We start from the raw sequence: 24861 nt of genomic DNA on the forward strand, positions 1-24861 counted from the left end.
CTCTGTCACGTTCCGCATCTCGTTGCTATTACGCCGGGTTGCGGGCCTTTCGCATTCTGCTTCGCAGCAGGTGAGGGCAAGCCCGGACGCCATAACAAAGGCAGGCCCCTCACGAGGCACAACCGCGCGTTCGACAGCGCTATCCCTATGAATCCGATCCAACTCGCCCAGCTCGTCTTTCTCGCCTCCCTGTGGGGCGGCTCGTTTCTCTTTATCCGCGTCGGCGTGACCGATCTGGGCGTGGCGCCGTTGATGGCGTTGCGCGTCGGCATCGGCGCCACGTTTTTGCTGCTCGTGCTGTTCACGCGACGTTCGCCGCGCGAAGCCATCGGCACGTTGCGCGCGCGTGCGTGGCCGCTGCTCGTGGTCGGCATCCTGAATTCGGCGGCGCCATTCTGCCTGTTCGCGTGGGCGGAGCTCACGCTTTCCGCAGGCGTGACTTCGGTGATCAATGCGACTACGCCGCTGTTCGGCGGGGTGGTCGCCTACGTCTGGCTCAAGGATCGCCTGAGCGGTCCGCGCGTGGTGGGCCTCGTGATCGGCTTTCTCGGCGTGCTGGCGTTGGTGTGGGATCAGATCGCCACGGGTGCCGGTAACGGCGCGAGCACCTCGTCGACGTTGCTGGCTGCTGCTGCCGCGCTGCTCGCTTCCGCGCTCTACGGCGTCGCGGCGAGCTTGACCAAGCGTCACCTAACGGGTATCGATCCGCTCACCGTTGCCGCCGGCACGATGACGGCCGCGGCGATCGTGCTCGCGCCGTTTGCAATCGCGACCTGGCCGCACGCCGCCATCTCGCTGAAGGCGTGGGGCGCGGCGCTCTGTCTGGGCGTGGCGTGCACGGGCGTCGCGTATCTGATGTTCTTCCGCCTGATTGCTGCAATCGGCCCGGCGCGGACGATCACCGTGACTTTCGTGATTCCCATTTTCGGCATTCTCTGGGGCGCGCTTTTCCTCGGCGAGCATGTGTCGATTGGCATGGTCGAGGCCTGCTTCACGATTCTTGTCGGCACAGCGCTGGCGACGGGTTTTATCAAGCGTTTGCCGGGCTTCGGCCCGCGCGCCGATCGCGCCGCCGCCAAGCAGTAACGCTGCAATTTCTCTCCTCTCATGATCGTTGCGCACACATCGATGTGCGCGCAACGATATCGACGCAGCGCCAGACTGCCGATACTCTCCGCCAATTATCGGCAGTTATCCCCGCAGTCAATGTCAGCGATTCATCACGCTTAAACCGCCACTTAAAGCCGGTTTAAGCGCGACTGATTCGCATTGCAATCCCCGCCGATTTTCAATGAAAGCATTCAGTCAGCGAGTGCTTTGTCGCCCGGATGTGGGCGGCCGAACAGGCGCAGGTGTTAAATCGCGCCTACACTGCTTCGCACATCAGGCGATTCATTTGCAAACAGGTATAAATCGCGTGGTGCGATGGTGCAGGCCAGCAATAAGGGAGAGCAGGCCGCGTGACGGCCCGGTCGTGAAGTGAAATTCCTTGTCGGGGAAATTCATGACAAAAAGACAATGGGCGTGGCAGGCCCGGTTGGCGCATTGCGCGTGTGCGGCGGCGCTGGCGTTTGGCGCGGCGTCGGCGCACGCGGATCAGTTCGGCGTCCAGTTGGGCGCGGGCGTCGCCGATCACGATGTCAAAAAGCTCGATCTCGGTCTGGTCTGGGACCCCGGCCTGCAATGGTGGCACTTCGCGGGTTTCCATTTCACCGTAGTGGGCGAATTCCACGCCGCCTACTGGAAGCTCGATGAAGCCGCGGCTTCGCAGCCAAATATCTGGGAATTCGGCGTGACGCCGGTGTTCCGCATCATCAAGGACTCGGGCTGGATTCGGCCATTCTTCGAAGCGGGCGTGGGTATCCGCCTGCTGTCGCACGTCGAGCTCACGCCTGATCGCACGATGTCCACCGCGTTCCAGTTCGCCGATATGGTGGGCATCGGTGCGCAGTTCGGCGAGCACCAGAACTATCAGGCGGGCCTGCGCTTCCAGCACATCTCGAACGCCGACATCAAGACGCCGAATCCGGGCCTGAATTTCGGCGAGGTTTATCTGCAGTACAACTTCTAGGCAGATCGGCAGCCCGCACCGGCGGTGGGGCGCACACCCGCCGCCCCCCCGTCACGCCCGTCCCCCTCCAGCCGTCCAACCCGTTACACTCTGCTTATGATGCAGTGCACCACGCGTGCGGCATCACCGGTTTTCCATAGACGATGTACCGGCGTCGCAGATAAAGGAGTGAGGAGCAAGGCATGGCAATCGAAACGGTTGGGATCGTGGGAGCGGGCACCATGGGCAACGGCATCGCGCAGGCGGTGGCCGTGGCCGGGTTGAAGGCGGTGATGATCGACGTGACGGACGCGGCGCTGGAAAAGGGCGTGGCCACGCTCACGCACAGCCTCGAGCGGCTCGTCTCGAAGGGCAAGCTCGACGCCGCGGCGCGCGACGCGGCGCTCGCGCAGATCGAAACTTCGACGGACTACGCGCGTCTTTCCAGCGCCGATCTCGTGATCGAAGCGGCGACCGAGAACGCCGAACTCAAGACGCGCATCCTCAAGCAGATCGAGGCCGCCGCGCGCCCGGATGCGATTATCGCGTCGAATACCTCGTCGATTTCGATCACGACGCTGGCCACCACGCTGGCCGATCCGTCGCGCTTTATCGGCATGCACTTCTTCAATCCGGTGCCGATGATGCCGCTCGTCGAGGTGATTCGCGGTCTGCAGACGCGTCCCGATGTGGCCGAAGCCGTGCGCGAACTCGCGCAGCGTCTGGACAAGACGCCGATCGGCGTGAAGAACGCGCCTGGTTTCGTCGTCAACCGCATTCTCGTGCCGATGATCAACGAAGCGTTCTTCGTGCTGGCCGAAGGCGTGGCGAGCGCCGAGGAAATCGACGCGGGCATGAAGCTGGGCGCGAATCATCCGATCGGGCCGCTCGCGCTGGCGGATCTGATTGGCCTCGACGTGTGCCTGTCCGTGATGGACGTGTTCCTCAAGGACTTCGGCGATTCGAAGTATCGCGCCTGCCCGCTGCTGCGCGAGATGGTGGCGGCGGGGCAACTCGGCCGCAAGAGCGGCCGCGGCGTCTACCAGTACGACAAGTAAGCGCCGAAGTTAGCCACGTAGTTAGTCACGAAGTTAGCCACGAAGTCAAGCCGCGTGCGTGCTGCTCAGGCGCGCACGCCCAGCTTGTATTGCGTCACCTGGCGGTAGGTGCCGCCGGGCCGCAACACCGCGTCGTCGCATTCCGGCGCAGCCATGTTGATCTGGTTCGGGAAGCCGCCCGCTTCGAGACACAGGCCCGCGTGTTTCACGCACGGCGCGCCGTGGCGTCCCGGCTGGCCTTCCAGATAATTCCCCGTATAGCACTGCAATCCGCGCTGATCGGTGGTGACGGTGAGTTCGCGCCCGCTGCCCGGTTCGTAGACGCTCGCCACCTGCCGCAGCGCCGGCCGCACGCCCGCCTGTTCGCCGCCGCGCAGCACGTAGCAATGATCGAAGCCGTTCGCGCGCGCAAGCTGCGCATGCGGCCACTCCAGGCGCGCACCCAATGGCGCGCCGTGGCGGAAATCGAAAGCGCTGCCCGACACGTCCGCCAGGCCGATGGGGATCATCTGCTCGTCGACTTCGAAAAAAGCGTCCGCGTCGATTGTGAGGATGTGGCCGCGCACGTCCGCGCCCGCATCGCCGCTCAGATTGAAATAGGCGTGATTCGTGAGGCTGAGCGCCGTGGGCGCGTCGGTGACGGCTTCGTAGGCGATCGTGAGCGTGCCGTCGTCCGCGAGCGTGTAGCGCACTTCGACGCTCACATTGCCCGGAAAGCCGCCATCGCCTTCAGGCGAGTCGAGGCGCAGCAGCAGCGTGCCGCGATCCTCTTCGACCTGCCAGAGCGCGCGGTGAAAACCGTTCGCGCCGCCATGCAGCAGATTGCCGTTTTCGTTGCGATCGAGCGTATGGCCGACGCCGTCGAGCATGAAGCGCGCGCCCGCGATGCGATTGGCCCAGCGCCCGATCAGCGCGCCCATATAGGTTGTGGCGCTCGCGTAGGCGGCGGGCGTGTCATGGCCGAGCAGGATATCGGCGAGACGGCCCGCGCGATCGGGCGCATGCCAGGACACCAGCGTGCCGCCAAGATCGCTGATCGTCAGCTTCATGTCCTGCGCGTTGCGCAGCGTATAGAGCCGGCAGGCGTCGCCGCCAGGCAGCGTGCCCCACGTTTCGGAGGTGATCGGGCTCATATGCAGAGGGTGGTTCATGGGGCTTGGCTCGTTGAATTCGATGGCGGTCCGGCTTTGCGTGTCAGCTTGCCGACGCACGCGAAGCGGGTGAGATGGGCGTCACACTGTCCTGATACTCGCGCGGCGTGCAACCCAGTTCGCGCCGGAACACCGCGTACATATACTGCAGCGAGGTAAATCCGCAGCGGATCGCCACTTCGGCGCTCGACGCATCGCGGCTTGCGAGCATCGCCTTCGCCGCGTCCAGCTTGTGACGCAGGATCTCCTGATGCACGGTGCAATGCAACTCGCGCCGAAAATACTCTTCGAGCGACGAGCGCGACACGCCCACGTAATCGGCGACCTGTTCGGTCTTGATGCCCTGGCACGCGTACTGGCGAATGAAATGGCGCGCGCGCATCACATGCGGGCTCGACAGCGGTTCGTGCCGCGTCGACTCCAGCACATTGATGCCGACCGGCGGCACCAGAATGCGCCGCCCCGGAAAGCGCGCGCCGCGCAGCATCTGATGCAACAGGTGCGCGGCCGTCTTGCCCATTTCCTCGGTGCCCTGAATCACGGACGAAATCGGAATGCGCGTGAGCGTGCGTGTGAGCGGATCATTGTCGATGCCGATGATCGCGACCTGCTCGGGCACGGCAATGCCGTGCATCAGACACGCCTGCAGCAGATGGCGCGCGCGGGCATCCGTCACGGCAATCACGCCGATCGGCTTGGGCAGCGCGTGCAGCCACACGCTCAATTGCTCGAGCGCCTGATTCCACGACGGCGCGCTGGTCGCCAGGCCGCGATAGATCGGCGCATCCATGCCTTCCTCGCGCGCGAGCGCCTGAAACGCGAGTTCGCGCTCCTGCGCCCAGCGGTTCTCCTGCGCCTCGGGCAGGCTGTACATCGCCAGATGCGGCAGACCCGCGCCGATCAGATGCGTCCACGCGAGCGACACCAGCTTGCGGTTATCGGTGGCGATATACGGCAGTCCGGCTGGGTAGTGCGCGGCGTCCTCGAACGACGAACCGAGCGCCACTACAGGCAGCCGGCAATCCTGCAAGGCATCGGCAACGGCGGGATCGTCGAAGTCGGCGATGATGCCGTCGCCGTCGAAGCGCTCGATGCCCGCAAGACGGCAGCGAAAATCCTCTTCGAGAAACAGATCCCACGCCACGCGCGTCGAGCGCAGATAGTGGCCGATACCCGCGATGATTTCGCGGTCATAGACCTTGTTCGCATTGAACAGCAGCGCAATGCGGTGCGCGGGCGGCGAGTTCTGGGAAGCGGGGGCACGGGTCATGGCGTGTCGCGCGCGTTCTGGCGCGCTTGTCTCCGAGGTGTCTCCGGGTTGTCTCCGGTTCGTGTCGGGCTCGCGCGGCTGCAGGGCGCGGCGGCTCTTTTTAAGCGTCCGGTTATTTTAGGCCGGGCGCGCGGCGTGCGCGCGACTCACGCGGAAAACTGGCAGGAATCGTTACGCCGCTCGCGCAATTTCGCAATTGCCGCTCGCCTCGCCAGACGGGCAGTATGGCGTCACCTTGCTGGATGCGTGCCGCGCTGTGCTTGCGCTGCGCCGCAACATTAAAACGGAGACGTCATGTCGTATTTCGAAGCCATTCCCGCGATTCGCTATGAAGGCCCGCAATCGGACAATCCGCTTGCGTACCACTATTACGATCGCACGAAAAAAGTGTTGGGCAAGACGCTCGAAGAGCATCTGCGCATTGCCGTCTGCTACTGGCATTCGTTCGTGTGGCCGGGCGTCGATATCTTCGGGCAGGGCACGTTTCACCGTCCGTGGCAGCAGCCCGGCGACGCCATGGAGCGCGCCCATCAGAAGGCCGATGCGGCCTTCGAATTCTTCACGAAGCTAGGCGTGCCGTACTACACCTTCCACGACACCGACGTCGCGCCCGAAGGCAAGGATCTCAAGGACTACAAGGAAAACTTCGCACGCATGGTGGCTTACCTGGGCGAGAAGCAGCACGCGAGCGGCATGAAGCTGCTGTGGGGCACGGCAAACCTGTTCTCGCATCCGCGTTATGCGGGCGGCGCGGCCACCAGCCCGAACCCGGAAGTGTTCGCTTATGCGGCGACGCAGGTCTGCAACGCGCTCGACGCCACGCATCGGCTCGGCGGCGAAAACTACGTGCTGTGGGGCGGCCGCGAAGGCTACGACACGCTGCTCAATACCGATCTCGCGAAAGAGCGCGATCAGTTCGCGCGCTTTCTGGCGATGGTGGTGGAGCACAAGGAGCGCATCGGCTTCAAGGGCGCGCTGCTGATCGAGCCGAAGCCGCAGGAACCGACCAAGCATCAATACGATTACGACGTCGCCACCGTCCATGGCTTCCTCACGCAATACGGACTGCAAAACGAAATCCGCGTGAATATCGAAGCCAATCACGCGACGCTGGCGGGCCATTCGTTCCATCACGAAATCGCCATGGCGTATGCGCTCAATGTGTTCGGCAGCGTCGATGCCAATCGTGGCGATCAGCAGAACGGCTGGGATACCGACCAGTTTCCGAACAGCGTGGAAGAACTCACGCTCGCGTTCTACGAAATCCTGCGTCACGGCGGCTTCACGACGGGCGGCATGAACTTCGACGCCAAGGTGCGCCGCCAGAGCAGCGATGCCGAAGACATGTTCTATGGCCACGTTGGCGCGATCGACGTGCTGGCGATCGCGCTGGAGCGCGCCGCGGTGCTGGTCGAGAACGATCGGCTCGAACAGTTCAAACGCCAGCGTTACGCGGGCTGGGACACCGAATTCGGGCGCAAGATTCTTTCGGGCGGCTATTCGCTGTCGTCGCTCGCCGCCGATGCCGCCGCGCACGGTATGAATCCGCAGCATGCGAGCGGCCAGCAGGAACGCCTCGAAAACGTCGTCAATCAGGCGATTTACGGCCAGCGCTGAGCGCGACCGCGACGGCCGCCGGCGCGTTGTGAACCCGCGCCGGGCCGTCAGCAGAATAAGGATGGAGACATGTTTATCGGTATCGACCTTGGCACGTCGGGCGTGAAGGCGGTGCTGCTCGACCGCGCGGGCGACGTGCTCGGCAGTGCGAGCGCGCCGCTCGCGGCGAGCCGTCCGCAGCCGCGCTGGTCCGAACAGGCGCCGCAGGACTGGTGGCGCGCCACCCAGCGTGCGCTGCACGATCTGCTCGATACGGTGCGCCGCAATGGCATCGACACGAATGGCATCGAAGCGCTCGGCCTCACCGGGCAGATGCACGGTGCGACGCTGCTCGACGCACATGGCGAAGTGCTGCGCCCGGCGATCCTCTGGAACGATGGTCGTTCGGATTCCGAATGTATCGAACTGGAGCGCGCCGCGCCGGAACTGCACGCGCTGGCGGGCAATCTGGCGATGCCGGGTTTCACCGCGCCCAAGCTGCTGTGGGTGAAAAAACACGAGCCGGAGATTTTCGCGCGGATCGCGCATGTGCTGCTGCCGAAGGATTATTTGCGCTGGCTGCTGACGGGCGTATTCGCGACCGATCCTTCGGATGCGGCCGGAACGCTGTGGCTCGACGTGGCGAAGCGCGACTATAGCGACACGTTGCTATCCGCCTGCGGCCTCACGCGCGCGCAGATGCCGGACGTGTTCGAAGGCAACCAGGTCACGGGCAAGTTGAGCGCCGATATCGCGCGTGAATTCGGCCTGCGCGAGATTCCGGTGGTGGCGGGCGGTGGCGATAACGCGGCGGGTGCGGTGGGCGTCGGCATCGTGCGTCCAGGCGACGCGATGCTGTCGCTCGGCACGTCGGGGGTGTATTTCGCGGTATCGGACGGCTTCCTGGCGAACCCGGATTCCGCGGTTCATAGCTTCTGCCATGCGCTGCCACAGACGTGGCATCTGATGTCGGTGATGCTCAATGCGGCCAGCTGTCTCGACTTCACGGCGCAATTGACCGGTCACGAAAACGTCGCGGCGCTGCTCGCGGATGCCGAAGCGCACACGAACGCCGATCTCGATTCGCGTCGTCCCTGGTTTCTGCCTTACCTGAGCGGCGAACGCACGCCGCACAACAACGTCAACGCAAAGGGCGTTTTCTACGGCATGACACCGCAAAGTTCGCGCGCCGATCTCGCCAACGCAACGCTCGAAGGCGTGGGTTTCGCGCTGCTCGACGGCATGGACGCGCTGCACGCAGCGGGCCTCGTGCCCGACACCATCACCGTGATCGGCGGCGGTTCGCGCAGCGCCTACTGGACGCAGATGCTCGCCGATATCAGCGGGCGCGCGCTCACGCTGCGTGCGGGCGGCGAGGTGGGTCCGGCGCTGGGCGCCGCGCGCCTCGCGCATCTCGCGGTCGAACCCGGCGCGACGCTCGATTCGGTGTGTCCGCAACCACCTGTACTGGCGGTACGCGAACCCGACGCCGCCCGCCACGCGTGGTATCGCGACGCGCGTCGCCCCACGTTTGCTTCGCTGTATCGCGCGCTCGAACCGGTCTTCGCCGGCAGCGCCTGAGCCTTCGCTTTATCGCAGCACCGCAGTTCCCAGCCGTACCGCGTCACGCACCGCGCAGCCCCCTTCACACGGGCGCGCGCGGCGGCGTGCGCGCTTGAACAGCCAGTCAAGTCGTCAATCGAATCGCCCGTTCCACCGTCACACCGCACATTCAATAACGCAACGACGCGCCGCCGCCGCGCTTCGCACGGCCAGCGCGCGATAACACGAGGAGTGGAGACATGAAGTTCGCCAAACGTCGTTCGGTTCTGGGTTCGCTAGTTTGCGGCGCTGTGCTCGCGAGTCTGTCGCTGGCCGCGCCGCTTGCGCATGCGAGCAAGGATCATCCGGAAATCGGCTTCTGTATCGACGATCTGCGCGTCGAGCGCTGGTCGCGCGACCGCGATTACTTTGTCGCGGCCGCCGAAAAAATGGGCGCAAAAGTCTCGGTGCAATCGGCCGATGCGAGCGAAGAACGCCAGATTTCGCAGATCGAAAATCTCATCTCGCGCGGCGTGGATGTGATCGTGATCGTGCCGTTCAATTCGAAAACGCTCGGTAACGTGGTGGCCGAAGCGAAGAAGGCCGGTATCAAGGTGGTGTCGTACGACCGCCTGATTCTCGACGCCGATGTCGATGCCTATATCTCGTTCGATAACGAAAAGGTGGGCGAGCTGCAGGCGCAGGGCGTGTTCAACGCGCAGCCCAAGGGCAATTATTTTCTGCTGGGCGGCGCGCCGACCGACAACAACGCCAAGATGCTGCGTGAAGGACAACTGAAGGTTCTGAAGCCGGCGATCGATCGCGGCGATATCAAGGTCGTCGGCCAGCAGTGGGTGCCGGAGTGGAGCGCATCGACGGCGCTGCGCATCACGGAAGACGCGCTCACCGCGAACAACAACAAGATCGACGCGATCGTGGCCTCCAACGACGGCACGGCGGGCGGCGCGATCCAGGCGCTCGCCGCACAGCATCTCGCGGGCAAGGTGCCGGTCTCGGGTCAGGACGCCGACCTCGCGGCGGTCAAGCGCGTGATGGCGGGCACGCAAACCATGACGGTCTACAAGCCGCTCAAGCTCATCGCAAGCGAAGCCGCGAAGCTTGCCGTCGATCTCGCGAAGGGTCAAAAGCCCGCGTTCAACGCGCAATACGACAACGGCAAGAAGAAGGTGCAGACCGTGTTGCTGCAACCGACGCTGCTCACGAAGAGCAACGCCGATATCGTCGTGAAGGACGGTTTCTATACGCAGGCGCAACTCGCCAGCCAGTAACTCAGGCCTGGCCAGTCCAGCCATCCGGCGGCCCGCGCGCTGTGTCGTTCACGCGCGCGGGCCTTCAACGCGGGCAATCAAGCGTATGACCGAACCTTTGCTGACGATGCGCGGCATCGTCAAAACTTTCGCGGGCGTCAAGGCGCTCGACGGCATCGACCTGACGGTGCGGCCCGGCGAGTGCGTCGGCCTGTGCGGCGAGAACGGCGCGGGCAAATCCACGCTGATGAAGGTGCTCTCGGGCGTGTATCCGCACGGCACCTGGAACGGCGAGATCCGCTGGGAAGGCCAGCCGCTCGAAGCGCAGAGCGTGCGCGATACCGAGCGCGCGGGCATCGTCATCATCCATCAGGAACTGATGCTGGTGCCGGAGCTTTCGGTGGCGGAGAACATCTTTCTCGGCAACGAAATCACGCTGCCGGGCGGGCGCATGAATTACGCGGCGATGTATCAGCGCGCCGATGAACTGCTGCGCGAATTGAACATCGACGCCATCAACGTCGCGCAACCGGTGATGAACTACGGCGGCGGCCATCAGCAATTGATCGAGATTGCCAAGGCGCTCAACAAGCGCGCGAAGCTGCTGATACTCGATGAGCCGTCGTCTTCGCTTACGGCGGCCGAAACGAAAATCCTGCTCGATATCGTGCGCGATCTGAAGCGCCGCGGCGTGGCCTGCGTCTACATCTCGCACAAGCTCGATGAGGTCGAAGCCGTGTGCGATACGGTCAGCGTGATCCGCGATGGGCGGCATGTGGCGACCGAACCGATGGCTTCGCTCACCACGGACCGCATCATCGCGATGATGGTGGGGCGCGAGATCAAGAATCTCTTTCCGCGCGAGCCGCACGAGATTGGCGAGGTGGTGTTCGAGGCGCGCAATGTCACCTGTTACGACGTCACGAATCCACGGCGCAAGCGCGTCAACGATGTGTCGTTCGCCGTGCGGCGCGGTGAGATTCTGGGCGTGGCGGGACTGGTGGGCGCCGGACGCACGGAAACCATGCAGGCGATCTTCGGCGCGTATCCCGGCAACTGCACGGCGACGGTGTTGCTCGACGGCAAGCCGTTGAAGATTCGCGCGCCGCTCGACGCGATTCGCGCGGGCATCGCCATGGTGCCCGAGGATCGCAAGCGCCACGGCATCGTGCCGCAACTGGGCGTGGGGCACAACATCACGCTCTCGGTGCTGGAGCGTTTTGCAAGGCACGGCCGTATCGATACCGCCGCCGAGCTCGACACGATCCGCACGGAAATGCAGCGTCTTTCGGTGCGCGCGGCCAATCCGATGCTGTCTATCGCGAGTCTCTCGGGCGGCAATCAGCAAAAAGCCGTGCTGACCAAGATGTTGCTGACCGAGCCCAAAGTGCTGATTCTCGACGAACCCACGCGTGGCGTCGATGTCGGCGCGAAATACGAAATCTACAAGCTGGTGTTCCAGCTCGCGAAACGCGGCGTGGCCATTGTGATGGTGTCGTCCGAATTGCCCGAAGTGCTGGGCATCAGCGATCGCGTGCTGGTGATTGGCGAAGGCGAGGTGCGCGGCGATTTCGCCAACGACGGCCTCACGCAGGAACACATTCTCGGCGCCGCGATCCAGAGTGCGCGCGCCCAATCTCTTTCAGCGAGTGCAGCATGACCCCTGACGTCACGACTCAAGGCGCGCGCGACGAGCAACTGGCCGGCGGCAACCGTCTCGGCCTGCGTTTCCAGCAACTGTTCGCGCGCTACAAGATTCTTGCCCTGCTGCTGGCCGTGGCCGCGATCTGGGTGTTTTTCTCGGTGCTCACGCACGGCGCGTTCGTCACGCCGCGCAACGTGTCGAACCTGCTGCGGCAGATGTCGATCACCGGCATGCTCGCGTGCGGCATGGTGTTCGTCATTATCGCGGGCGAGATCGATCTTTCGGTGGGCTCGCTGCTGGGTCTGCTCGGCGGCGTGGCGGCGATTCTCGATGTGAACCGTCACTGGCCGATTGGCGTGACGGTGCCGGCGGTGCTCGCGCTCGGCGTGCTGGTGGGGCTGTTCAACGGCTGGTGGTCGACGTATCGGCGGGTGCCGTCGTTTATTGTCGGGCTGGGCGGCATGCTGGCGTTTCGCGGCGTGCTGCTGGGGATTACCGGCGGCTCGACCATCGCACCTGTTTCGGATTCCTTTGTATTTATCGGGCAAGGCTATTTGCCGCGTATTGCCGGCGATGTGCTCGCGTTTGCGCTGTTCGTGCTGCTTGCCGTGCTGACGGTGCGCCAGCGTGCGAACCGCCGCCGCTATCAGTTGAGCGTGGTGCCGCTCTGGCAGGACGGCGTGAAGATCGTCGGCGCGGGGGCGATCGTACTGGCTTTCGTGCTGATGCTCGACAGCTACGGCGGCATTCCCGTGCCGGTGTTGCTGCTGCTCGCGCTGCTCGGCATCTTTACGTGGATCGCTACGCAAACCGTATTCGGCCGCCGCATCTATGCCGTGGGTTCGAATCTCGAAGCCACGCGTCTTTCCGGCGTCAATACGAACCGCGTGAAGCTGGCGATCTTCGCGCTGATGGGTCTGATGTGCGCGGTCGCCGGAATCGTCAATTCGGCGCGGCTCGCGGCGGGTTCGCCTTCGGCGGGCACGATGGGCGAACTCGATGCGATCGCTGCATGCTTTATCGGCGGAACGTCGATGCGCGGCGGTTCCGGCACCGTCTACGGCGCGCTGATCGGCGCACTCGTGATGGCGAGTCTGGACAACGGCATGTCGATGCTCGATGTCGACGCCTACTGGCAGATGATCGTGAAGGGCGGCATTCTTGTGCTGGCCGTGTGGGTCGATGTGGTGTCGGGGTCGAACCGCCGCTGAGTTTTTGTCTGATGTGAAGCGGTGAGCCCAACGGGCGGGACGCGCATCCCGCCCGTTTTCTTTTGCACTTTTCTCGCCGCAACAAGCCGGTTGAAAGCGCGTTGACACGTGTTGCGGCTTCGGTACGTGGCGTGCGGATTCCAGCCACAATCGATTCGTCGTGTGCCTCCAGCGCATCGTCCCGCTTCATGCTGCCGGAGCTGCCACCGCCTGCCGCGGCGCCGCACGCTTCGCGCAATCCGCGTGGTCGTTTGCTGGGCCTCTATCTGTGCGACGCGCTGCCGCCTGTCACTTTTCCGACGCATTCATGCAATGCGCCGTGCCGTTTCGCATCGACAAGATCGCCGTGCCCGCCGATATTCCCGAAGCGAAAGCCGCGAAGAAGGGCAAGGGCGATGGCAAGGCCGCGAAACCCGACGTGAAGCAAGTCGCCCCGGAAATTGCCGCCGACGATCTGGAAGGCGATCCGCCTCCGCCGCCGCCGAAGAAAAATGGCAAGGGGAGCGGCAAGTCGAAATCGGCGTGATTCAAGTTCGATGTGAGCGCAGCGCCATTCGTGGCGCTGCGTTTTTTATCGACGGAATTAATATGGATTCCGTATCAATCAGGCGTCACGCGATATCCCACCATGCAGGCAGCAAGGCGCGCACATCGGGCCGCGCGAACCGGTCGTCCAGCAGATGCACCACGCCGCTATCGTGTTCGCTGCGGATCACGCGGCCGGCTGCCTGCACGACCTTGCGCAGGCCGGGAATCAGATAGGTGTAGTCGAAGCCCGCGCCGTACAGCGCGTCCATGCGCTCGCGCATCGCTTCGTTGACGGCGTTGACCTGCGGCATGCCCAGCGTTGCGATAAACGTGCCGATCAGTCGCGTGCCCGGCAGATCGATGCCTTCGCCAAACGCGCCGCCCAGCACCGCGAAGCCAATGCAGCAACCGCCTTCCACGAAGCGCGCCACAAATGCCTGCTGCTGTGCTTCGTCCATCGTGCGCGACTGCATCCATGTATCGATGTGCGCGTGACGCGCAACGAAGACATCGGCGGCCTGCTGAAGATAGTCGTAGCTACTGAAGAAGCAGAGGTAGTTGCCGGGACGCTGCGCATATTGCCGCGCGATCCGCTCGACCAGCGTGTCGAGCGAGCGTGCGCGATCCTTGTAGCGCGTCGAAATATCGCGCGCGATCTGCACATCGAGTTGCTCCGCGCGAAACGGCGTGCCGATTTCCACCTGCACCGTGTTCGCGTGCAGGCCGAGCATATCGGCGTAAAAATGCGCGGGCGAGAGCGTGGCGGAAAAGAGCGTCACGCTATGCGCGGCGGCCACGCGCGGGCGCAAGGCGTTAGCGGGCACGAGATTGCGTATGCACAAGGTCGAACGCGTGCGCTTGCCCGCATGACCGGCCAGGGGCGTGACGTCGAAGATCGATTGCGTATCGAAGCGTTCGGCGAGACGCAGGAAATGCAGCGCGTCGAAATAGAAGCGTTCGAGATCGGCGTCGCGCACCAGCGCGGGTTCCGCAAGCTGATCGCCGATGCGGGCAATCACGTCGCCCAGCGCACCGATCAGGCCGTCGGGCAGCGTATCGCTTGCGCGCCACGCATCGGGCGAAAGCGCGTTCTGTGCGTTCCAGTGACGCGCGAGTCGCGTGAGCGCGCGCTTGACCTGCGCGCTCGCGGTACGCCGCACGGCATCCATGCGCGTCTGCACGAGTTCGGCGGAATACATCGCGCGGGCGCGCTCGGGCAGATTGTGCGCTTCGTCCACCAGCAGGCTCATGCGCCACTGGTTGTGTGCGCCGAGCATGAACAGCATCGCGCTCACGTCGAAGTAATAGTTGTAGTCGCCGACGATCACGTCGCTCCAGCGCGCGAGTTCCTGGCCGAGGTAATACGGGCAGACCGCGTGTTCGCGCGCGACTTCGCGCAGCGCGTCGCGCTTGAGATGGACGCGGGCGAGCGCGGCTTCGCGGGCGGCGGGCAGGCGGTCGTAGAAGCCGCGCGCGAGCGGGCACGACTGGCCGTGGCACGCGAGTTCGGGATGCTCGCAGGCCTTGTCGCGCGCGACGAGTTCGAGCACGCGTAGCGGCAGCGGCGCGTTGGTTTCGTCGCTTGCGTCGTTCTGTGCATTCGCGAGCGTGTCGAGCGCATCGAGCGCGAGTTGCCGCCCGGAGCTTTTCGCGCTCAAAAACAGCACCTTGTCGATGCCGCCGCGCGCGCAGGCCTTCAACTGCGGAAACAAGGTGCCGATGGTCTTGCCGATGCCCGTCGGCGCCTGAGCGAGCAGACAACGGCCTTGGGTGGCCGCGCGCCAGACCGCCTCGGCGAGATCGCGCTGGCCCTGACGAAAGCTCGGATGCGGCAGCCGCAGCGCGGCAAGCGCCGTGTCGCGCGCGGTACGATGCGCGCTTTCCTGCTCGGCCCATGCGATAAAGCGCGCGCATTGCGCTTCGAAATCCGCACGCAACTGCCAGGCGCTGGCCTGCTCGACGAGCGCCGTTTCGCGCCCCGAACCGATGTCGTAATACACCAGCGCCAGTTCGAGCGCATCGAGGCCAAGCTTCTCGCACATCAAGGCGCCGTACACGCGCAACTGCGCCCAATGCAGCGCGCGCTGGTTCTCGCGCATGGCGTCCAGATCGCCGCGATAGGTCTTGAATTCTTCGAGCCGCTGCCGCGCGGGATCGTAGCCATCGGCGCGCCCGCGCACGGTCAGTGTGCCGATGGTGCCGCTCAGGGCGATTTCCGTTTCATAACCGGCAGGCCGGCGCGCGGCGATAGCGGCGTGACCCGCGCGGCCTTCGCTCGCATCGGGCGAGGGCGTGAAGCGCAGATCGAGGTCGCCGCGTTTGGCGGTGAACTCGCAAAGCATGCGCACGGCGACGGTGTAACTCATGGCGCGATCACGGCTTCCTGCGCGATGTCCTCGCTTGCCCAACGCGCCTGCAATACCGTCACCGGCATGCCGTGCGCGGCGCAGTAGGCGAGCCAGCGGCGCTGGTTGTCCTGCAGGCGATCGCCAGGCCCTTTGACTTCGATCAGTTCGTAGCGGCGCTCGCGCGGCCAGAAGCGCACGAGATCGGGCAGGCCCGAACGATTCGCAGCCGGCTCGCGCAACAGGCGCTCGAACCACAGACGCAGATGCGCGGCCGGGAAGCAGTCGAGCGCCAGCGCGAGCAGGGTGTCGTCGAGCGTGCCCCATGCGACGAAGGGCGCCTGCGTGCCGTATTTATCGGCGAAACGCTGCGCGATGGTGTGGCGATACGTGCCGGTTTCGAGTTCGGCGAGACAGGCGTCGAACAGCGCCGCGCGGCGCGTAACGAAATCGGCGGCATGCAGATCGGCGGGGCCGCGCTGGAACGGGTGGAAGAACGCGCCCGGCAGCGGCGCGAACAGCGCGGGCCAGCACAACAGGCCGAACAGGCCCGTAATGAGCGTGTTTTCGACGTAGAACACGGGCGCTTCGGCGTCGCTGCCGGCGAGCGCGAGGCGAGCGGCTTCTTCCACGCGCAGCGGCCGGTGCGCGGCGGGCAGCGTCAGTTCGATGAGCGAGTGATCGGGCGCGGCGGGCTGGCTGCGTGACGTCGCGCGGCGGCGCGTCAGACGGCCGAGCGTGCGCGCCGCGCGCTGCGCCTCTTCTTCGTTCGCGGGCGCTTCGGCAATCGACTGGGCGAGCGCGCAGGCCGCGTCGCGCTGTCCCAGTTGCTCGAGCACGCGCACGCGCCGGTAACGCGATTTGGGGTGGCCGCAGTCGAGATAGGCGCGCATCGCCAGCGCCGCTTCGCCCAGCCGTTCGGCCGACTGGCCCGCCGCGTGGCGCACACGGTCGTGGCGCGCGCGCAGCCAGGCGTTGTGGTGCGTGTGCGCGGCAAGCGCGTCGAGAGCATCGAGCGCGGTGGCGATGTCGAGCGCGCCTGGATCTTCGGGCGCGACATCGAAAATCGCGCGGCAATCGCGCAGGGCCAGATACGCGTCGATATCGGCGCGCTGCTGGAAGGCCCGCGAGGCGCTGTCGAGCGGCACCGGTTCGTAGCGGTAGACGCCCAGATCGGCGAGCACGAATTCGGACCAGTCCTGATCCAGATTGCCGAAGAACATCAGGCGCAGACGTTCGCACAGCGGCGCGGCGACGAAGTCGAAAACCGTATCCGCCGTGGCGGGAAACCACGCGCTCCAAAGACGTGCGGCGGGCGCGGCGGCGCCGAGCGCGTCGAGCGTGGCCGCGCGTGTGGCGGTGCGCGGGTTCAGGGCGATCAGGTCGGACGTGGCGGCTTCGCCCTGCGCGACGAGCCGCGCAGCGAGCGTCTGCAATTCTGCCTTGGTCACGAGCGCCGCAAGCGCGTCGAGCGCGAGTTCCGGCGTCGCGTCGAGCCAGCCCGCCTCGATCAGCGGCGCGGCCGCCGCGCGCGGGCAGCCGATCTCGGCGTAATCGAGTTTGCTCGCGCGAAAGTGCGGGCCCTTGCGCATCAGCATGCGCACGAACAGCGCCCGCGCCGCGAGCGGCAGGGCGCCGAATTCCTGCGCGAAACGGCGTTCGGCGTCGTCGAACAGGTCGGCGCAGCGCGCGTCGAGCCAGCCGAGCGCGCGCTCGAAATTCGCCAGGTAGTAGAACGGATCGGGGGAGTCGGGGAGCACGCGCGGCACTGTATGGATATACAGCCGCGATGATAGCAGGCCCGCGCGCTTCGCTGCCGGCGGGGCCGTCCGGCGTAGATCGGCGTCGGGCGGGCCGTAAGCTACAATTGGCGCAGCCTGAAAACCGGATCGCGCTGCACGCGCGACTACAGTGACAAAACAGCGACAAGAGCGATGAACAAACGGAATGCCTGTCTCGTCGGCCTCGCGGCCGGCGCCACCCTGCTCGCGGGCTGCGTTGCGCAGTACCAGAACCCCAGCGCCTGCGAACAGGAGATGCGCAGCCGCCTCGCCAGTGCGTCGCTGGGCGACTTCTCCGTCACGCACACGGCGGTGGCGTATCGCGGCAAGCGCGTCGTCATCGAAGGGCAACTCGAACGCGGCATGATTCCGGCTTCGGGCGTGCTCGGGGCTTCGGAAGCGCTCGCGGTGGGCGGCATGCCGAATGCGGGTTCGCCGGCGGTGGCGTCGTCGGGGGCATCCGCTGCATCGGCTTCGTCCAGTGCGGCTGGCGTGACGGGCAAGCAGCACGCTGCGGTTGCCGTGCCGGCGTCGGGCGCCTCTGCGGTCAGCGCGGCTTCGGCGCCGAAGGTCGAAGAGCCCAAACCCACCACGCCGCTTGGCATCCTCGCTGTGAAGCTCGGCCTGCACAAAGCGCCGCCGCCTGGCGCCGCCGCGGAATGCCAGTACGACCGCACCGGCGCGCTCACCGCGTTCCACTGGCTTTCGCCAGCCGCGCTTGCGAAGACCACGCCCGCAACGCCCGCATCCGACGCGCAGGCCGAATAAGCCGAAGTCAGCACAGGTCACTACAGGCCAGCGCCCCGCGCGCATTCAGAACGCGTAGTACGGCCCCGTGCCTGCGGGTGTCGTCTGCGCCTGGATGGCGGTGTAGACGCGCCGTCCGAAGAAGAACGGCAAGCCCCAGCCGAATGCGCTGCCGTTGTAGCCCGCAAGATTGTTGAACGCCCAGTTGCCGGTCGCGAACAGCGACGTCGCATTCGCAACCGACAGCGAAGCGGGCGCGGCCACGCCATCCACGCCCTTGAGCGTCGCGGCCAGGCTCTGCGGCGAACTCGGGCAGAACCACACGCCGCAGCGCGTGAGCGTCGCGTTCGCGAAGAAGAAGCCGTTCGAACCGCTGTCGATGTAGCTCTGCGAATAGACGCTGCCATCCGATGTCGTGGTCGAAACGAAACCCGTCACCGAATTGCCGCGCAGCACGGTCGCGCTGCCGAGCGCATTGTTCGCCTGCGAACCGATGCCGAAGATCAGCGAGCCGCTCACTGCGCTTTCTCCCGTGCTCGCAATCGCCGGAAGATCGACGATAACGCCGTTATTGTCGGTGGCGAAGGCCGCGACCGGATTGCTCACCTGCTGCGTGAGCGGCTGCGTGCTCGCCGTGCAGTTGCCGGATGGGCATGCGTAGTACCACGAACTATTGGGTCCATTCACGCAGGATGCACCGCAATCGGCACCGAACGGCCCGACGCCGAGAATGCCGTTCGAGCGCAGCGCCGTGGCGTTGATCATGGCGAGGCCAAAACCCTTGCAGGCGCTGGGGATGGTCGGCACGGACGGGTCGGCGATCAGCTGGATCGGCAAGGCGGAGGCGACTTCGCCCGCGAGCTTGACGTCGGCGCTGCGCACCGCGCCCCACGTGTAGCCGGAGCCGAACGCCGCGCACGAACCGGCCGGATCACTGCCGTTGCCGGCGGGCACGGCCGGGAGCGCGAAGCCGGCCGGCAAGGCCGAGGCAAGCAGGCGCAGCCCCTGCGAGCCGGTATCGACCTGGACGTTGTTGACGGTCGCGCAGGTGCTGGTGCCGGGCACGCAGACGGTGACGTTCGCCATCAGCATGTTGCGCGTCGAAGTGGGCGTCGAGGCGACGGTGATCGGCAAGACGTTGGGCGTGGTCGATTGCGTCACGCTGCCGGTGCTCGTGGCGGGCGTGGTGGAGGGGGGCGAGGCGCCGGACGATCCCGATGCCGCAGGCGTACTGGCCGCGGACGTCCCGCCCGGTGCCGCCGCCGCTGCGGACGACGAACCGCCGCCGCCACATGCAGCGAGCGCGGCCGCGAGCATCGCCGCGAACACGCACAGGCGCGCGCTCATCGCAGATCTCCTTCGCTCACGCCTGCGGGCAGCGCGCCCGGCAGCCACGCGCGGCCCACGTAGCTGCGCATCAAACCGCCGGATTCGACGATCACGCTCGGCGTATCCACGCGCGCGGCGTGCAGATTGTCGCGATCGGCCACATGCAGCGCGACGGCGCCGTTCTGGAAGTCGGCGGCATAACGGCCGAGGAGGGTGTGCAGATTCGGCGCCGATGGCCCTTGCCACGTATAGGCGACGATCTGGCCGCTGGCCGTGGCCACGTATTCGCTCACGCGCGTACCGGCTGCATCGACGCACTGCGTGACGCGCAGTGCGCCGCCCGCGAGCGACTGGGTTGCGTCGGCGGCGTCGGTGGCGAGGCTCACGCGCGCCGCCGTCGGCACGATGTCGCCGAGCGCGGCCTGCGCGGGGCCGGATAGCGCGCCCAGAAGGCCCAGAAGCACCAGAAGCGATAGAAGGCGGGCACCGGACGTGACGCGGCCCAGCCGGATGAGGCTGCAAGTTGTCATGAATTCTCTCCGTACGACGTTTTAGAATTTTTCTTTCTGATTTTTTTTGGGGAAATTAGCATCGCGCCGGTGCGGCAAGGCGTACACGCCAACAATGCCGATCGGCGCAAGCTCTGCGGCTGGCCGTCAGCATCGGCAAGTCATTGATAAAAAATAGGATTTGTCTGATTGATGTTGCGCGGAGAGTGTTTTCAGAATGTGGACGAACGTTACATCTGCGCGGTCGTCACGAGTCCTGCGCAGCGTTACAAGCCGTCCGGCGAAGCGCGCTTCTTACCGCTGCAACATGCGGAAACGCGTCCGCTTAATCCGGTTTTTGCACAGCGCGCCATCTCGCCGGTAAAATGGCTGGTTGATCCACGCAAACTGTCCGTGGCGTAGCCGAAGGGATTACCCGAACATGAGTGATTTTCATCAACGTCTTGCCGCACGCGCGTTTGCGCTCCTGATGGCGGGCGGGCTGGTCGCCGGCTGCAGCTCGCCGACGCCGGGCAAGATCGATTACCGTAGTGACGCAAAGGCGAAGCAATCGTCGCTGGCCGTACCGCCGAACATGCTCGACGAAACGGCCGACCAGCGCTCGCTGCCCCCGCAGGGCGGCGAAACCTCGCTGTCGGCGCTCAAGCAGGTGCAGGCCGCCGCGCCCGCGACCGACGACAACAGCCAGGTCCTGCCGCAGGTGCCGGGCATGCATATCCAGCGTGACGGCACGGAAAGCTGGCTGGTCATCGACAGCCGCACGCCCGCCGACGTCTGGGCGCAGGTGCGTCGCTTCTGGCAGGAACAAGGCTTCCTGCTGGTCGTCGACCAGCGCGACAAGGGCCTGATGGAAACCGACTGGAACGAAACCCATCCCAAGATCAACGACGGCCTGATCCGTAATACGTTGTCCTGGGCCACGGGCAATTCCTACGTCACGGCAGAACGCAACAAGTACCGTACGCGTCTGGAAACCTCGCCCACGGGCGGCACGTATGTGTTCATCAGCCAGAAGGGCTTGAGCGAACAGCTTTCCGGCACGAACAACGAAACCAGCAAGTGGGTGCCCAAGCCCAACGATCCGGCGCTCGAACAGGAATACCTGAAGCGCCTGATGGTGACGCTGGCGCGCGCCAAGCCGGGCGTGCCGGACGCGCAGGTTGCCGCCGACGCGGACGCGAAGGCCGACAAGAAGGGTGCGAAGGCTGCATCGTCGAAGGCGCCGGATGCCGCAGCGGCAGCCATCGCTGCGCAGAACGCGGCGGCGGTGGGCCAGAGCCCCGCGGCTGCGGGTTCGAAGGGTGCGTCGGGCGGCACGCTGCCGGGCGGCCAGTACACCTCGACCGAGCTGACGCTGTCGGAGCCGTATGACCGTGCATGGTTGCGTGTGGGCCTCGCGCTCGACCGCGCCAACTTCACGGTGGACGACCGCGATCGCTCGAAGGGCGTCTACTACGTGCGTTACGTCGATCCGCAGGATATGACTTCGGCCGAGCAGGGCTTCTGGAACCAGATCTTCCACGGCCGCAAGGAAAAGGTCGCGAAGCAGTACAAGGTCAACGTGCGCGCCGTCACGGAAAACCAGACGCGCATCGCCGTGGTGGACGACAAGGGCGAGATCGACTCGTCGCGTCCCGCACGCGAAATCATGGGTCTCGTGGTCGAAGAGCTGCACTAAGACGCGCGTCATCCAGGCATTGCCCATAAAAAACCCGCCTTGCGCAAGCAGGCGGGTTTTTTCGTTTTACGTCCTTATCGGCGCGGCGGTGTTCAGTGCGGCGGAATCATCCACGTCAGCACGTACTGTTGCAGCCACACCAGAATGCCGAGCAGCACCGTCATCACGATCGAATGCTTGAAGGTGCGGGCGAAGACGTGACCTTCCTGGCCCTTGAGTTCGGTGGTCGCGACGCCAGTGGCGATGTTCTGCGGCGAGATCATCTTGCCCATCACGCCGCCCGACGAATTGGTCGCCGCCATCAGCACCGGGTTCAGGTTGAGCTGCTGCGCGGCCACCACCTGCAGATTGCCGAACAGTGCGTTGCCAGAGGTATCGCTGCCCGAGAGGAACACGGCCACCCAGCCGAGGAACGCCGAGACCAGCGGAAACAGCGCGCCCACTGAGGCCACGCCCAGACCCAGCGTGTAGGTCAGCCCCGAATAGTTCATCAGGAACGCCAGTCCGACGATGGTCGCGACCGTGAGAATGGCGATGCGCGTCTGCACCCAGGTATCGACGATTGCGCCGCCGAAATCGGAGGGCTTCAGACGCACGACGAACGCGGTGATGATCGCCGCGCACAGGATGGCGGTGCCGGTGGCGAGCGGCTGGAAGTCCCACACGGCGCCATAAGGCGTTTTGTAGAGCGTGATGAACACGGCCTTGTTCAGGCCCGGCCACGGCACCTTGACGTCGCCGATCGCGAACACCTTGGCCACCGTCCAGACGATCACCACGACCGCAACGATGATCCACGGATACCAGCCCTGCGCGCCCGTGATATTGCCGCGTACCTCTTTGCTTCGATCGACGCGGATTTCGAACTGCGCATCGGGCGCGGGCTTCCACACGCGCAGGAACAGGATCGTGAGGATCAACGAAACGAGCGAGGAGAGCACATCGGTGAGGCTGTAATTGACGTAGTTCGAGGTGACGAACTGCGTCAGCGCGAAGCTGCCGCCCGAAACCAGCAGCACGGGCCAGATGCGCAGCATGCCGCCCACGCCCGCGTAGATGGCGATCACGTAGAACGGCAGCAGCAGCGCGAAGAACGGCAACTGGCGGCCGACCATCTGGCCGAGCACATCGGCGGGAAGGTGCGTGACCGCGCCGAGCACCGTGATCGGCACACCCAGCGCGCCGAAGGCCACCGGCGCCGTGTTGAAGATCAGCGTGAAGGTGAGCGCTTCGAGCGTCGGAAAGCCCAGCATGATGAGCAGCGAACTGGTGATGGCGATCGGCGTGCCGAAGCCGGAAATCCCTTCGAACAACGCGCCGAACGAAAAGCCCACGACCACCAGCACGATGCGCCGGTCGTTGGGCAGATTGTCGAGCAGCCACATGCGGAAGGCGGCGAAGCGACCCGAGCGCAGCGCGATGTTGTAGAGCAGGATCGCCGTCACGACGATCCACATGACTGGCCAGAGCGCGAACACCACGCCGTTGAGTACTGCGCTGATCGCCAGATTGACCGGAAACTGCCAGCCCGCGATCGCGACAATCAGCCCGACGATCAACCCGGCGAGCGAGGCCTGCCAGGCGGGCCGGCGCGCCCAGCCGAGCAGGATGAGCACCACGACGATCGGCAGCACCGCGACGAGAAACGACAAAAGCAGCGAATTGCCGATGGGAGTCAACAACTGGTGGAACATGACGTCTCCTTTCTGCTGGTTCGTATCGGCGTGGGCGTGCGTGAGGGCGCACGGCGAGCCGGGCATGGCGTCAGGCGGAATGCAAACAACAAGCAGATACAAGCAGGCAGATACGGCAGAACGCGAGCGGCGTGCGCGCGGCGCTCGCGAATTCCACCGCTGAGGAGGGCTTATTCAGTAAGGCAGTGTTTCAATCCCCGATGCCCCACTTGCAGGATAGAAAACGGAGCGCCAGGGTCAAGCAGGGAAAGTACGGTCGTGCGGTGCCAGAGCGATCTTTAGTGATGCCAGTGACCGCCGCCATAGCCGCCATGGCCCCAGTAGCCGCGTCCCCAGTAACCGCCGCCGCCCCAGAAGCCGACGCCGATCGAAACCGCCGGTGCGCCCCAGCCCCAACCGGAATAGCCGTAGTACGCGGGATAAGGGTAATAGGCCGGATAGGCCGGATAGACCTGCCACGCCGGCACTGCGACCGCAACGGGCGGCGAGGGATAAAGCGGTCCTGGATATTGAGCATCCGCGACGGCAGCGGGCGCAGGGTTGGGGCGCGCGTAGGTTTGCGTAACGGTGCGCGTCGTCGTTGAGCCTGCAACGGCCACGGCGGTTTCCTGCTGCGTGCTGGCGGCGGGAACGGTAGGGTAATAACCCGGGTAGTAATACGGCGACCAGGCCGAGTACCCGTAAGGCGTGTAGTAATAGCAACCCGAGAGCGCGAGCAGCGCGCCGGTAGCGCACACGATCGCCGCCGTTCTGAGCGGACGGCACAGCGCGCGAGTAGAAAGCGGGGATTTCATGGCGACTCCAGACGAACGCTTCAGGCTATCACGCCTGAACAATCGCGCCATGTGTGAACGCAAAAACGGCACATGCCCCTGCAGGAGCACGTGCCGCATATCCTCTCTGAAGCCGTGTGACCGGCCAATCTGCCTGTTGTATTTTGTTGCTCTTTTTAGCGGCTTTCGTACTGCACATAGCGTGACGAAAAAGCGTGACGAAAGGATCGTCTATACGGGATGCCAGCCGTCACGCAGTCACGTATTCCGGCGCGAAACCTTACTTGCCAACCTGATTGCCGATAATGCCGCCGACTGCGGCGCCGCCCACGGTAGAAAGCGCGCTGCCGCCGATCACGGCGCCAGCGGCACCGCCGACACCTGCGCCAATGGCAGTGTCACGGTCGCGTCGGGACATGTTGTCGCAAGCGCTCAGACTGCCGATCACGGCAACGAGCGTAGCCACGGTGAAGAGGGTACGGGTGCGAGCGAAGTTTTTCATGTTCGACTCCAGCTATAGGGGGTATCCGGTGCAAAGCGAGTCGCATAAATCGCGCCCAGTTCGCACCTCCAGTACACCCATGCTAGCCACGCCCTCCGTATCCGGGTGTGTGCGCTTGTCAGCGAGTTGTCGGAGTCGTTAAAAAGTGTTTCGGTGTGGAAAACATCATTCGCTGCGCTGCACG

Annotated in this window: 20 protein-coding genes; 11 read left to right on the plus strand and 9 right to left on the minus strand. The window is 65.0% G+C overall.

Translation table 11 applies throughout. The annotated features are described in order from the left end of the window. Positions 1-147: 147 nt before the first annotated feature. From U5A67_RS19820 to U5A67_RS19830, 3 genes are all read left to right on the plus strand, one after another. On the plus strand, positions 148-1086 hold the full coding sequence (locus U5A67_RS19820; protein WP_321814564.1) for a DMT family transporter: 939 nt from the start codon (positions 148-150) through the stop codon (positions 1084-1086). 418 nt (positions 1087-1504) lie between these two features. Further along, positions 1505-2071, plus strand: coding sequence for an acyloxyacyl hydrolase (locus U5A67_RS19825; protein WP_205984928.1), 567 nt, complete (start codon positions 1505-1507; stop codon positions 2069-2071). Between the two features lie 182 nt (positions 2072-2253). After that, a complete protein-coding gene (locus U5A67_RS19830) occupies positions 2254-3108 on the plus strand; it encodes a 3-hydroxybutyryl-CoA dehydrogenase (protein ID WP_321814563.1) in 855 nt (284 codons plus the stop codon). Positions 3109-3173: 65 nt separating this feature from the next. Here U5A67_RS19830 and U5A67_RS19835 read toward each other — a convergent pair whose 3' ends face one another. Both U5A67_RS19835 and U5A67_RS19840 read right to left on the minus strand, forming a co-directional pair. Further along, a complete protein-coding gene (locus tag U5A67_RS19835; RefSeq protein ID WP_321814562.1) occupies positions 3174-4259 on the minus strand; it encodes an aldose epimerase family protein in 1086 nt (361 codons plus the stop codon). 43 nt (positions 4260-4302) lie between these two features. Then, entirely contained in the window at positions 4303-5529 is a 1227-nt protein-coding gene (locus U5A67_RS19840) for a XylR family transcriptional regulator (protein ID WP_205984934.1), read from the minus strand. 294 nt (positions 5530-5823) lie between these two features. Between U5A67_RS19840 and xylA the strand changes: the two genes are divergently transcribed. From xylA to U5A67_RS19870, 6 genes are all read left to right on the plus strand, one after another. Beyond that, entirely contained in the window at positions 5824-7146 is a 1323-nt protein-coding gene (gene xylA, locus U5A67_RS19845) for a xylose isomerase (RefSeq protein ID WP_321814561.1), read from the plus strand. Positions 7147-7215: 69 nt separating this feature from the next. After that, on the plus strand, positions 7216-8706 hold the full coding sequence (gene xylB, locus U5A67_RS19850) for a xylulokinase (RefSeq protein ID WP_321814560.1): 1491 nt from the start codon (positions 7216-7218) through the stop codon (positions 8704-8706). 221 nt (positions 8707-8927) lie between these two features. Continuing rightward, a complete protein-coding gene (xylF, locus tag U5A67_RS19855; protein ID WP_321814559.1) occupies positions 8928-9956 on the plus strand; it encodes a D-xylose ABC transporter substrate-binding protein in 1029 nt (342 codons plus the stop codon). A gap of 97 nt (positions 9957-10053) precedes the next feature. Then, positions 10054-11595, plus strand: coding sequence for a D-xylose ABC transporter ATP-binding protein (xylG, locus tag U5A67_RS19860; protein ID WP_415767882.1), 1542 nt, complete (start codon positions 10054-10056; stop codon positions 11593-11595). After that, complete coding sequence (locus U5A67_RS19865; RefSeq protein ID WP_205984949.1) at positions 11592-12791, plus strand: sugar ABC transporter permease; 1200 nt, start codon at positions 11592-11594, stop codon at positions 12789-12791. The genes xylG and U5A67_RS19865 overlap by 4 nt, the downstream gene beginning before the upstream one ends. A gap of 319 nt (positions 12792-13110) precedes the next feature. Then, entirely contained in the window at positions 13111-13317 is a 207-nt protein-coding gene (locus U5A67_RS19870) for a hypothetical protein (RefSeq protein ID WP_321959737.1), read from the plus strand. Positions 13318-13402: 85 nt separating this feature from the next. On the opposite strand, the gene U5A67_RS19875 is transcribed toward U5A67_RS19870, so the two are convergent. Then, positions 13403-15685 (minus strand): ATP-dependent DNA helicase, encoded by a 2283-nt coding sequence (locus U5A67_RS19875; RefSeq protein ID WP_321814556.1) that lies wholly within the window; start codon positions 15683-15685, stop codon positions 13403-13405. Beyond that, on the minus strand, positions 15682-17424 hold the full coding sequence (locus U5A67_RS19880) for a VRR-NUC domain-containing protein (RefSeq protein WP_321814555.1): 1743 nt from the start codon (positions 17422-17424) through the stop codon (positions 15682-15684). Before U5A67_RS19880 ends, U5A67_RS19875 begins: the two co-directional genes overlap by 4 nt. Positions 17425-17598: 174 nt before the next feature. Between U5A67_RS19880 and U5A67_RS19885 the strand changes: the two genes are divergently transcribed. After that, the gene (locus U5A67_RS19885) at positions 17599-18213 is read left to right on the plus strand and encodes a hypothetical protein (RefSeq protein WP_321814554.1); all 615 of its coding nucleotides are present in this window, start codon (positions 17599-17601) and stop codon (positions 18211-18213) included. A 45-nt stretch (positions 18214-18258) separates the two neighbouring features. On the opposite strand, the gene U5A67_RS19890 is transcribed toward U5A67_RS19885, so the two are convergent. After that, positions 18259-19539, minus strand: coding sequence for a DUF3443 domain-containing protein (locus U5A67_RS19890; RefSeq protein ID WP_321814553.1), 1281 nt, complete (start codon positions 19537-19539; stop codon positions 18259-18261). After that, positions 19536-20051: a DUF2844 domain-containing protein gene (locus U5A67_RS19895; RefSeq protein ID WP_321814552.1), complete on the minus strand. Its 516-nt coding sequence runs from the start codon at positions 20049-20051 to the stop codon at positions 19536-19538. The genes U5A67_RS19890 and U5A67_RS19895 overlap by 4 nt, the downstream gene beginning before the upstream one ends. 400 nt (positions 20052-20451) lie before the next feature. On the opposite strand from U5A67_RS19895, the gene bamC reads away from it, so the two are divergent. Further along, the gene (bamC, locus tag U5A67_RS19900; protein ID WP_205984968.1) at positions 20452-21708 is read left to right on the plus strand and encodes an outer membrane protein assembly factor BamC; all 1257 of its coding nucleotides are present in this window, start codon (positions 20452-20454) and stop codon (positions 21706-21708) included. Between the two features lie 92 nt (positions 21709-21800). Here the strand turns inward: bamC and U5A67_RS19905 are convergent, their stop codons facing one another. The 3 genes from U5A67_RS19905 to U5A67_RS19915 form a co-directional block, all read right to left on the minus strand. Then, positions 21801-23402 carry an L-lactate permease gene (locus U5A67_RS19905; RefSeq protein ID WP_205984970.1) on the minus strand — a complete coding sequence of 534 codons (1602 nt, stop codon included), beginning with the start codon at positions 23400-23402 and terminating at the stop codon, positions 21801-21803. 278 nt (positions 23403-23680) lie between these two features. Continuing rightward, positions 23681-24196, minus strand: coding sequence for a hypothetical protein (locus tag U5A67_RS19910; RefSeq protein ID WP_321814551.1), 516 nt, complete (start codon positions 24194-24196; stop codon positions 23681-23683). Positions 24197-24455: 259 nt separating this feature from the next. Next, positions 24456-24677, minus strand: a complete 222-nt coding sequence (locus U5A67_RS19915; RefSeq protein WP_205984978.1) for a glycine zipper 2TM domain-containing protein — start codon at positions 24675-24677, stop codon at positions 24456-24458. Positions 24678-24861 lie beyond the last annotated feature (184 nt).

Origin of the sequence: Paraburkholderia sp. J69-1 (assembly GCF_905220255.1) — a bacterium.
GTDB lineage: Bacteria > Pseudomonadota > Gammaproteobacteria > Burkholderiales > Burkholderiaceae > Paraburkholderia.